Annotated in this window: 11 protein-coding genes; 5 read left to right on the top strand and 6 right to left on the bottom strand. The window is 68.4% G+C overall.

Features of this window, described 5'->3' with window-relative positions; genetic code table 11:
* The 3 genes from HXX10_RS15640 to HXX10_RS15630 form a co-directional block, all read left to right on the top strand.
* Positions 1-818 (top strand): tetratricopeptide repeat protein (locus tag HXX10_RS15640; protein WP_296523652.1); only part of this gene is annotated, 818 nt, incomplete at its 5' end.
* A 191-nt stretch (positions 819-1,009) separates the two neighbouring features.
* Complete coding sequence (locus HXX10_RS15635; RefSeq protein ID WP_296523650.1) at positions 1,010-1,936, top strand: sulfite exporter TauE/SafE family protein; 927 nt, start codon at positions 1,010-1,012, stop codon at positions 1,934-1,936.
* Positions 1,933-2,718, top strand: a complete 786-nt coding sequence (locus HXX10_RS15630; protein WP_296523648.1) for a TIGR02186 family protein — start codon at positions 1,933-1,935, stop codon at positions 2,716-2,718. The genes HXX10_RS15635 and HXX10_RS15630 overlap by 4 nt, the downstream gene beginning before the upstream one ends.
* Before the next feature lie 78 nt (positions 2,719-2,796).
* Here the strand turns inward: HXX10_RS15630 and HXX10_RS15625 are convergent, their stop codons facing one another.
* Positions 2,797-3,126, bottom strand: coding sequence for a hypothetical protein (locus HXX10_RS15625; RefSeq protein ID WP_296523664.1), 330 nt, complete (start codon positions 3,124-3,126; stop codon positions 2,797-2,799).
* Here HXX10_RS15625 and HXX10_RS15620 point away from each other — a divergent pair.
* Complete coding sequence (locus HXX10_RS15620; protein ID WP_296523646.1) at positions 3,025-3,597, top strand: Fic family protein; 573 nt, start codon at positions 3,025-3,027, stop codon at positions 3,595-3,597. The two genes, HXX10_RS15625 and HXX10_RS15620, sit on opposite strands and share 102 nt — an antisense overlap.
* Positions 3,598-3,627: 30 nt before the next feature.
* Here the strand turns inward: HXX10_RS15620 and HXX10_RS15615 are convergent, their stop codons facing one another.
* From HXX10_RS15615 to HXX10_RS15600, 4 genes are all read right to left on the bottom strand, one after another.
* Positions 3,628-4,644 carry a hypothetical protein gene (locus HXX10_RS15615; RefSeq protein WP_296523644.1) on the bottom strand — a complete coding sequence of 339 codons (1,017 nt, stop codon included), beginning with the start codon at positions 4,642-4,644 and terminating at the stop codon, positions 3,628-3,630.
* 95 nt (positions 4,645-4,739) lie between these two features.
* Entirely contained in the window at positions 4,740-5,750 is a 1,011-nt protein-coding gene (locus HXX10_RS15610; protein WP_296523642.1) for a tripartite tricarboxylate transporter substrate binding protein, read from the bottom strand.
* A 330-nt stretch (positions 5,751-6,080) separates the two neighbouring features.
* Positions 6,081-7,196: an esterase gene (locus tag HXX10_RS15605; protein ID WP_296523639.1), complete on the bottom strand. Its 1,116-nt coding sequence runs from the start codon at positions 7,194-7,196 to the stop codon at positions 6,081-6,083.
* A 191-nt stretch (positions 7,197-7,387) separates the two neighbouring features.
* Complete coding sequence (locus HXX10_RS15600) at positions 7,388-8,212, bottom strand: flagellar motor protein MotB (RefSeq protein WP_296523637.1); 825 nt, start codon at positions 8,210-8,212, stop codon at positions 7,388-7,390.
* A 110-nt stretch (positions 8,213-8,322) separates the two neighbouring features.
* Between HXX10_RS15600 and HXX10_RS15595 the strand changes: the two genes are divergently transcribed.
* Positions 8,323-8,937, top strand: a complete 615-nt coding sequence (locus tag HXX10_RS15595) for a TetR/AcrR family transcriptional regulator (protein ID WP_296523635.1) — start codon at positions 8,323-8,325, stop codon at positions 8,935-8,937.
* A gap of 53 nt (positions 8,938-8,990) precedes the next feature.
* Here HXX10_RS15595 and HXX10_RS15590 read toward each other — a convergent pair whose 3' ends face one another.
* Complete coding sequence (locus HXX10_RS15590) at positions 8,991-9,785, bottom strand: DUF2470 domain-containing protein (RefSeq protein ID WP_296523634.1); 795 nt, start codon at positions 9,783-9,785, stop codon at positions 8,991-8,993.
* Position 9,786: the final 1 nt, after the last annotated feature.

The raw sequence follows: 9,786 nt of genomic DNA, 5'->3' as shown, positions 1-9,786 counted from the left end.
GGTCGGTCGCGCCCGCGACCCCGCTCGCCGCCGCGGCGGCCCCGGCGATCCCGCCGGCGACGCCGCTCGCCACCGTGCCGCCGTCGGGCACCGCCGGCGACTGGCCCGAGACGCTGCCGTCCGGCCTCGCCACCAAGCCGTTGCTTGCCGGCGTCGCCGAGAGGAGCCCGGCCGCCGCCTATGAGATCGCCATGCGGCTCGCCGAGGGCCGCGGCGTTCCTGCCGACCTCGCCGCCTCGGTCCCGTGGTTCCTGCGCGCCGCCGAGCTCGGCCTCGCGCCGGCCCAGTTCCGCCTCGGCAGCCTCTACGAGAAAGGCCAGGGCATCAGGAAAGACATCGGCGAGGCGCGGCGCTGGTATCAGGCTGCCGCCGACCGCGGCAACGCCAACGCCATGCACAACATCGCCGTGCTGTATGCCGAGGGCATCGACGGCAAGCCGGACTTCGTCACCGCGGCCCAGTGGTTCACCCGGGCGGCCCGCCACGGCGTTGCCGACAGCCAGTTCAATCTCGCGATACTCTATGTGCGCGGCATCGGCGTCGAGCAGAACCTCGCCGAAGCCTACAAGTGGTTCGCGATCGCGGCCCAGAAGGGCGACAAGGACGCCGCCAAGAAGCGCGACGACCTCGGCCAGAGACTCGACCAGCAGAGCCTGACGGCGGCGCGGCTCGCCGCCCAGACCTTCGTGCCGCTGGTCGCGCCGGAGGAGGCCGTCACGGTGCCGCCGCCCCCCGGCGGATGGGAGGACGCGACCGCCGGCCAGGGTCGGCCGAAGCCGAAGGGCCGCATCCCGATGGAGCAGGCGGCGCGGCTGTGAGCGCGACGGCCGCGGGTGTGGCCGCAGGGTTGCGGCCGGGGCCTGCCGGCCCCGAGACGGTTCGCCGCGAGCGGGCAGAATTCACTTGAGTTTGCCGGACGAGCCTGTAGGGCTTCGCCGCACTGCGCCGTCGTCACGACCCCGTACCCCTACCGGCGTGCGTCCTCGGACCAGGCCGCGGACGTGAAGCCGTGGAAATCTACCTTCCGATCGCCGACCTGCCGGTCAACGTCTTCCTCGTCTTCGCGATGGGGATCGCGGTCGGCTTCATCTCCGGCATGTTCGGGATCGGCGGGGGCTTCCTGATGACGCCGCTCTTGATCTTCATCGGCGTGTCGCCGGCCGTCGCAGTCGCCACCGTGTCGAGCCACATCGCCGCCTCGTCCTTCTCGGGCGCGCTGAACTACTGGCGCCGCCGCGCCATCGATCTCGCGCTCGCCTTCATGCTGCTGATCGGCGGCCTGATCGGCACCGCGTCGGGCGTCTGGCTGTTCACCCAGCTCCGCGCGCTCGGCCAGCTCGACCTCGTCATCGCATTGTCCTACGTCATCCTGCTCAGCTCGGTCGGCAGCCTGATGGTGGCCGAGAGCCTGCGCGCCATCGTGCGGGCGCATCGCAACAAGCAGGCGCCGGCGCGCCATTCCGGCAGCCACACCTGGCTGCACGGCCTGCCCCTCAAGGTGCGCTTCAAGCAGTCGCGGCTCTACATCTCGGTCATCCCGGTATGGGCGATCGGCCTGGTGATGGGATTTCTCGGCGCCATCATGGGCATCGGCGGCGGCTTCATCCTGGTGCCGGCGCTGATCTACCTCCTGCGCGTGCCGACCAATGTGGTGATCGGCACCTCGATGGTGCTCACCCTCGTCACCATGGCGAGCGCCACCATCCTGCACGCCGCCACCAACCATCTGGTCGACGCGCTGCTCGCCCTGATCCTGATGGTGGGCGGCGTCATCGGCGCGCAGTTCGGCGCCCAGGCCGGGCAGAAGATGCGCTCCGAGCGGCTGCGCCTGATGCTCGGCCTGCTGGTGCTGGCGGTCGGCCTGCGCTTCGCCGTCAACCTGTTCGTGACGCCGGGCGAAATGTTCTCGTTCCGCCTGATGGAGGGCGACCGGTGAGACGCGCGCTCCTCCCCGCCGTTGCGGCGCTCGTCGCGCTGCTCCCGCTCGGTGCTCCGGCCGGCGCGGCCGAGCGGCTGGTCACCTCGCTGTCGACTCATCGGGTGCTGATCAACTCGGTGTTCACGGGCGCCGAGGTGGTGCTGTTCGGGGCGGTCGAGAGCGACGGCGCCGGGCCGGTACGGCGCGGCGGCTTCGACGTGATCGCCACCGTGGTCGGCCCGCGCCAGACCCTCAAGACGCTGCGCAAGGACCGGATGCTCGGCATCTGGATCAACGCCGACTCGCGCACCTTCATCGATGTGCCGGCCTATCTGGCGATCCTCGGCACGCGGCCGTTCGACCAGGTGGTGTCGGCCGAGCGGCTGCGCCGCCTGCAGATCGGTCTCAACAACGTGGTGCTGCCGCAGCAGATCGGGCCCGACGTCGCCGACGTGGTGACGGACGACCCGTTCCGCCGCGCCTTCCTGCGGCTGAAGACCGAGCGGCGCCTCTATGTCGAGGACGCGCGTGCCGTGACCATGCTGTCGCCGACCTTGTTCCAGGCCTCGATCCCGGTGCCGGCCGAGGCGCCGGTCGGCACCTACGAGGTCGACGTCAAGCTGTTCCACGACGGCATGCTGGTGACGCGCTCGACCTCGGCCTTCGAGATCACCAAGGTCGGCTTCGAGCGCTTCGTCGCCACCGCGGCGGTCGACAACGGCCTCCTCTACGGCATCGTCACGGCCATGATGGCGCTGATGACCGGCTGGCTCGCCTCGATCGTGTTCCGGCGGGATTGAGGGGCGGCCGGCACGACGATCCGGGCGGTCCGGTGCGGCCGGGCGGGATGAGCCTGCTGTCGACAGCCTTGCAGTATGCTAATCTTTGACGATGACAAAGCCTGCTCCACCCGCAAAGACATCGTCCGGCAAAACCGGCTTCGTGCTGGGACGCTCTCGCCTCGAGAAGATCAGCGCCGTCGAGGGGATCCGGACAAGCGCGGCCAGTCGCGACATGTTCGCCGACTTCGATCGGCGAGGACTGTCGGACGAGGAGCGGCGGTCCGCGATATTGCGAAAGCACGCCAAGAAGGCCTGATCGGTCCAGTGTACGACGCGCAGCAGGATCCCCATTGCTATCCCGGCACGACGGTCCTGCGGAATCGCGCGAACATCAGAGATCAGGCTGCGTTGGATGCCTTCGAGCACGACGCCTTGCTCCAGCGCAGCAGCGAACCGATGCCGGCCGGGCGGTTCAGTACGACGCATTACCGCGCCGTTCACCGCCACCTCTTCCAGGATGTCTATGCGTGGGCGGGCCGGTTTCGCACGGTGCGCATCAGCAAAGGGGGTAGCCTGTTCTGCTATCCCGAGCACATCGGGACCGAGATGGACAAGCTGTTTGCCGGGCTGCGCCGGGATCGCTTCTTCGCGAGCATCGATCGCGGAGATTTCGCGCACAAGGCCGCGCATTTTCTTGCCGAGCTGAATGCCGTGCATCCGTTCCGGGAGGGCAACGGCCGCACGCAGCTCGCTTTTATCACCCTCCTGGCCGAGCATGCGGGGCACGCGCTCGACCTCGACCGAATGCAGCCGGAGACGATGCTGGACGCGACCATCCGCAGCTTCGAGGGCGATGAAGGTCCGCTCACAACCCTGATTGCAGAGATCGCGAGCTGACAGTCGAGGGCGTACCCCGGCGCGCCGGCCTCACAGGTCCAGCGTGTTGGTCGCGAAGATCTCGTCGGGGCTGGGCCGGCGGTCGATATAGCCCTGCTCGTGGGCGTAGCGGATGAAGGTCTCCAGCGCCGGCCGGTTGGCCTTGATGCCGTGCGCCCACGGATCGGGCCCGTAGGCGGCGCGCTCCTCCTCCAGCGTGTAGACGGCCTCGCAGGCGGTGAGGTGCTTCGGATCCGCATGGGCGAAGCTCACCCACTGGCGCTGCGATTCGATCACAGCGGCGGCGATGCTCCGCGCCACCCAGGGCTCGCGCTCGTAAAGCCGCTTGCTCATGACGATCGTGTGGGTCATCGGCAGGAAGCCGGTCAGGCGGGAGTAGGCGCGCGATTCCGCCCGGCTGTCGGGATAGAGCCGGCGGATGCGGCGGTCGCCGCGCAGCACCGCCTCGGGAAGCACCGGCGTGAACAGCGCGTCGATCTCGCCGGCGAACAGCATCGCCTCGATGTCGGCCATCTCGCCGGGCTTCAGCGTCACCTCGATGCCGTCCGGAACGACGAAGCCGCCGCCCTCCTCGGCCGGCGTGATCCAATGAAAGTCCGACGGCACGATGCCGTAAAAGTCCTTCAGGATTCCGCGCAGCCAGACATTGATGGTGGAGCGGTAGCGCTTGGTGCCGATGCGCCTGCCGACGAGCTCGCGCGGGCTCGTGTAAGGCGCATCGGCGCGGGTGTACATGTAGGCGTGCACCGGCATGCGGAGCGGAAAAACCGGCAGGGCGACGACCGGCTCGTTGCGGCAATGCGCCATCAGGTACCAGGAGAGCGACATCTCGGCGACGTCGTACTGCTCGTAGACCGGCACCAGGCAGAACTCCGGAATGCTGCCGACCGTCACGCCGAGGTCGATGCCGGCCGGCTCGACCCGGCCGTCGACCAGCAGGCGGGTGCGGTCGTAGTCGGCGATCGCCATCGTCACCGGAAGCAGCGGGCCGTCGCGGCGCTGATCGTGCCCGCTCGTCGAGGTGGTGGTCTCCGTCTGGTCGAGCATCGCATATCTCCACGCTGCGAAGGGTCGAAGATGATGTCGTCAGGACACCGCGTCGATGGCGCGCCGATCCGGGGAGCCGTCGCGCCGGGTTCGACTCACGGCTTGAGCCCGGTCGAGGCGACGAGTGCGCGCCATTTGCCGATCTCGTCGTGAATCAGTCTGGCGAGTGCCTCGGGCGTGCCGGGGGCGGGGTCCATGCCCTGCGCCTCGAGGGCCGCGACCACCTCCGGTGACGTGAGCGCCTGGCGGGTGGTGGCGTTGAGCCGCGCCACGATGCCGGGCGCGACGCCGGCCGGCATCACCAGCGCCATCCACAGCGCCACGTCGTAGCCCTTCAGGCCGGCCTCCTGCATGGTCGGAACATCGGGAAGCGATGCGATCCGCTGCGGCGACGTCACGGCGAGCGCTCGCAACTGCTTCGAGCGGATCTGCTCGAGCGTCGGTCCGAGCGTGCCGAACTGCAGCTCGATCCGACCGGTCGTCGCGTCGAGAACGGCCTGGGCGGAGCTGCGATAGGGGATGTGGGCGAGGTCGACACCGGCCATGGTGGAGAACAACTCGGCGGCGAGATGCGCCAGGCTCGCCTGGCCGGCCGTCCCGTAGCTGAGCTCGTGCGGCTTCGCCTTGGCCAGCGCGATCAGCTCGGCGACCGTGGTGGCCGGCACCGAGGGATGCACCGCGAGCACATAGGGCGAGGCGCCGATCATCGACACCATGGTGAAGTCGGCTTCCGGGTCGTAGCCGAGCCGCGACGACATGCTCGCTGCGACGGCGTGCGTGCTGTTGGTGGCGAGCCCGATCGTGTAGCCGTCGGGTGCGGCGCGTGCGACCGCTTCGGCGCCGATATTTCCGCTCGCGCCCGAGCGGTTGTCGATGACGAATTGCTGGCCGAGCAGCGCGCCGAGCTTTTGGGCGACGATGCGGGCGACGATGTCGGAGGCGCTGCCGGCCGGGAACGGAACGATGAAGCGCACCGGCCGGTCCGGCCAATTCGACTCGCCGGCTTGCGCCACGGCGTCGCCGGGCGAACCGATCCATGCGCAGACGAGACCGCACATCGCGAGTGCAGCGAGCCTGCGCCTCGTCGCCGTGGCGACGCGAGTCATCGCGGCCCTCCCGTGTCGTCGTTCTTTGGCGAGACGCGCGATCGCGGCGCGAATGGTCGCGGTCTGTCCCGCGTCATTGTAAGAAGGCGAACGAGCAGAAAATTTCGGACTGCGAAAGTCTTGTTGAGGCGTGTTCCGAGTCGTAAGCCCGGGGTCGCGAAAGATCAACGTCGCCACGGCCGGAGTGCATGCCGGCGCGGACAGGACAGGCATGCCGGAAAGCACATCGTCACGAAGCAAGTCGTCAGGAAGCGCGCCGTCCCGGAGCGCGGCGTTTCGGCCTGCGTTCCGGGACGACGTTTGTCGATGATCACGCGGCGTGGCGAAGGCTCACTCCACCAGCCCCCTCTTCACCAGCCAGTCCTGAATCAGGTCGGCGACCTGGCCGTTGTTCTTGTCCATCATGAGCATGTGCGAGTTGCCCTTGATGCCGACCGTCGGCAGGTCGATCACGTCGACGCTGCCGCCCGCCGCCCGCACGGCGTCGCCGAAGGCGACGTCCTTGGCCCGCATCGCCGGCCAGCGCGAGTCCTCGTTGATGTAGTCGCCGAACACCATCAGGATCGGCACGGTCTTCAGGGCTGCCGCCTTCTCGGGATCGCCCGGCACGGCCGGCTCGACCGCGACCAGCGCCTTGACCTTGTCGGGATGCGCCTGCGCGATCTTGAAGGCGAAGCCGCCGGCCTGGCTGTGGAACAGCAGCACGCAGGGGCAGACTTTCTGCACCAGCTCCGTATAGGCGGCGATGATCGGGCCGTCGCTGTCGAGCCAGCGCGGCACGCCCTGGCGGACGAAATTGTCATAGGCCTCGACCGGGAACTGGCTGCCCGGCATCGCCTTCATCTTGGCCGGGTCGGCATTCCACGAGCCGGCGCCCTGGCCGATGCGGAAGCGCTCGAAGGCATTGCCGCGGGTCAGGAACACGGGCGAGCTCGGCCAGATGTCGGGGCCGGGATAGCCGGAGCGGCCGCGCTCGACCGCGTCCGAATTGTAGACGTCCCAGCCCTTGCGCACGAACATGTTGAGCCATCCGTCGCGGCCGTCCGGAGTGGTCTCGTACGTCACGCCGGTGAGGCCGCCGCCGTGCCACATCAAGAGCGGCACCTTGCCCTTGCGGTTCGCCGGCAGGAAGTACTGCACATACATCTGCTCGACCTGATAGGGCCCGTTGGGGTCCATCTTGGCGGGCGTGCCGCCGGCCGCGAACACCACCTCGCGCACCGGCTTGCCGGCGACCTCGACGATGCGGCCGCCGATATGGAACGAGCCCATGTCGCGCAGCGCGATCGGCTCCTTCTTGGCGGACCCGGAGGGCAGCACCGGGCTCGACGTGGCCGGCGCCGCAGCGGGCGCGGGGGCCGGCGCCGGAGCCGGGGCGGGGGATTGGGCGAGTGCGGACGAGCCCAGGAAGCCGAGCGAAAGCCCGGCGAGCAGCAGTCGGTGCATGTTTTGAGAACTCCCGGAAGTGTCGACGCCGGGGATCATAGCGCGCCGGGCCGCGCGCGCACGCTCCGTCTGCGGCATTTCGCACATAGAAACACTCGCCGAGCGCGCGAGCAGCGCGCGATTTCTCGCGGAGAGATTTCCGGAGCCGTTGCTCCGCTGCGAGACCCGCCGTCCGCCGCGCGCGAGGCGGATCAGGGTTTCAGGTCCAGCGGCATCGGAGGCTCCTCCCGGATCAACGAGATCGTCACCCGCCGATTGGCCGCGACGAAGGGATCATCGGGAAAGAGGGGCTGGATGTCGGCCTTGCCGGTCACTCCGAAAAATTGGGTGCCGGGCATCCCCTCCTCCTCCAGGATGCGCCGCACCGCACTGGCGCGCTCGGCAGACAGCTCCCAGGGCCCGGAGCCGGGCCGGAACGGCGTCTTGGTCGCCGAGGTATGACCCGTGATCGAAATGCGGAACGCGGCCGACTTGAGCGGGACGCTGAGCTTCTCGATCAGCCGCCGGGTGCGTTCGTAGGGCTCGCGCGATCCCTCCGGGAACATCGAGCGGCCATCCTGGTCGATGATCTCGACGTTGAGGCCTTCGCGGGTCTCCTCGATCATGATGTGCTTGCTGACCTCGGTCAGCTCCGGCATGTCCTGCAAGGCTTGGCGCAGCGACGCCGCGGCCAGCGCAAAGGCCCTGTCCTCCTTCAGCCGCGCGCCCATGGTCCTGTTGCGGTCGTGCTGATCCGGGGTCGGAGTGGCCGAGGCCTCCTCGGGCGGGATGTGGGCGGCGTTCTTGAGCTTCGGCCGGGTCGGCAGGCCGGGCACCTCGATGATGCCCGAATAGCGGACAGCGGCCTGGACGCCGAAGGCGTCGCGCATCGACCCGGCGATGGCCTGCAGCTTCTGCTGGTCCTGGTTCGAGGTTGCAGCCAACATGACGAAAAATGCGACCAGCAAAGCCATCAGGTCGGCAAAGGTGACGAACCATCCGTGGCCGCCGTGCCCCCCGTCTTTTCGCCTTGCCATTCGGACACTCCTGCGGAAGGAAGGCTGGGGATCTCGGCTGCCGTCCCGGGCCTACACCCGCGCACATACATTCATATGTATGTATAAAGTTCGTTAACAGGACATCGGTCATGCGGCGAACGAAGCAGGAAGCCGAGCAAACGAGGGAAAGTATCCTTGCGGCCAGCGAGAACCTCTTCAAGGAGAAGGGTGTAGTCGATGTTTCGATCGAAGAAATCGCAGAGGCTGCGGGTTTCACGCGGGGCGCAGTCCACTGGCATTTTCACGACAAGAAAGGATTGTTGCTCGCGCTGGCGGACCGAAGAGGACTTCCGCTCGAGCAACTCGCCGAACGTCTGAAGATCAACAAGGAGATTGATCCGCTGGACGAGCTGGATGCTGTCGTCGGCCGTGTCTTCTCGGACATGGAGCGGGACTCCACCGCGTTCCAACTCGAAACAACTCTCGCGAACGTCGTCGCGGTCCAGGCCCCCGACCGCTTGCGTGCGTTCGAGCACAACCTGAGACGCGCCATCACCACGATTTTTGAGTTTGCCGAGCAACACCACCGGCTGAAGCCCGAATGGCCCGCGTCGATCGCCGGCTTTGCGTGCTACGGCCTGATGTCCGGTCTGGTGAACGCATGGCTGCGCGGCGATGCCGGTTTCACGCTGACCAAGGACGTGATGGACGCCCTGCGTGCATTCATCACGGCGGTGTCCGTCCCCAAGCCGGCCGGTTCATAGACGACGGCACCTGCAGATTACCGTGCCCGGCTTGCCCCGGGGAGCCGCGATCCCTACCCCGTCGCCCGTGCCTGGTCGGCCAGCGTCTTCAGCACGGCGCGGAGCTGCGCGGCGTACGTGACGCGCTCCGGGAAGGCGACGCGCCGCGTCTGGTCGCCGGCCGCGAGATCGAGCCCGTCGGGGTCGAGGCCCGTCACGGTCCAGGGAACGTTCTCCTTGGCCTCGGGCCCGCCCGCGAGCTTGGTCGCGTAGAGCGCCACCGCCTCGGCATGGTCCTGGTTCATGTGCGCGACCGCGCTCTCCTCCGTCGCCAAGAGGTCCTCGGCGCCGGCGAGGTCGGTCAGAACCTGCTCGGGCGAAAGGTCGGCGGCCCGCGCAAAGCCGCCGTTGAGGTGGAAGGCGGCGACGATCATGCGCCAGATCGAGAAGTCGGGCAGCGCCGCATAGAGCTCGGCCTTGGGATGGCGGGAGAGGAAGCGCCGCCGCAGCGCGGGGTCGTCGTCGCGCACCAGGTTGCCCAGTACGGTGAGCCTGGGGTGGGCGAGTGGATCGCCCTTGCCGGTCGCCGCCAAAAGGATCGAGGCGCGGCCGTCGCGCTCCAGATTGGCCGTGTGGGTGGCGAGCCGCGACACCAGGATGACGGGCGAGCCGTCCGGGCTGGTGGCCACATTCACCAAGGAGCCGAACGGGTGGCCGGTATGCCGATCGTTCGTGGCGAGGGTTCCGGCGCGGGTTGCGCGGAGCAGCGTCCGGGCCCCCGAAACAGGATGGAAGTCCTCGGGAAGCTTGGCGTTTTCGGGAAGACGCCCGGGCATCGTGCCGGGCCGCGGAGGCTGGATGACGGTCACG

The sequence above is a fragment of the Rhodoplanes sp. genome, from assembly GCF_013377085.1.
In the GTDB taxonomy this organism is placed as follows: Bacteria; Pseudomonadota; Alphaproteobacteria; order Rhizobiales; family Xanthobacteraceae; genus Rhodoplanes.
Note: the sequence above shows the minus strand (reverse complement) of the source record. Positions and strands in the feature narration are given on the sequence as shown.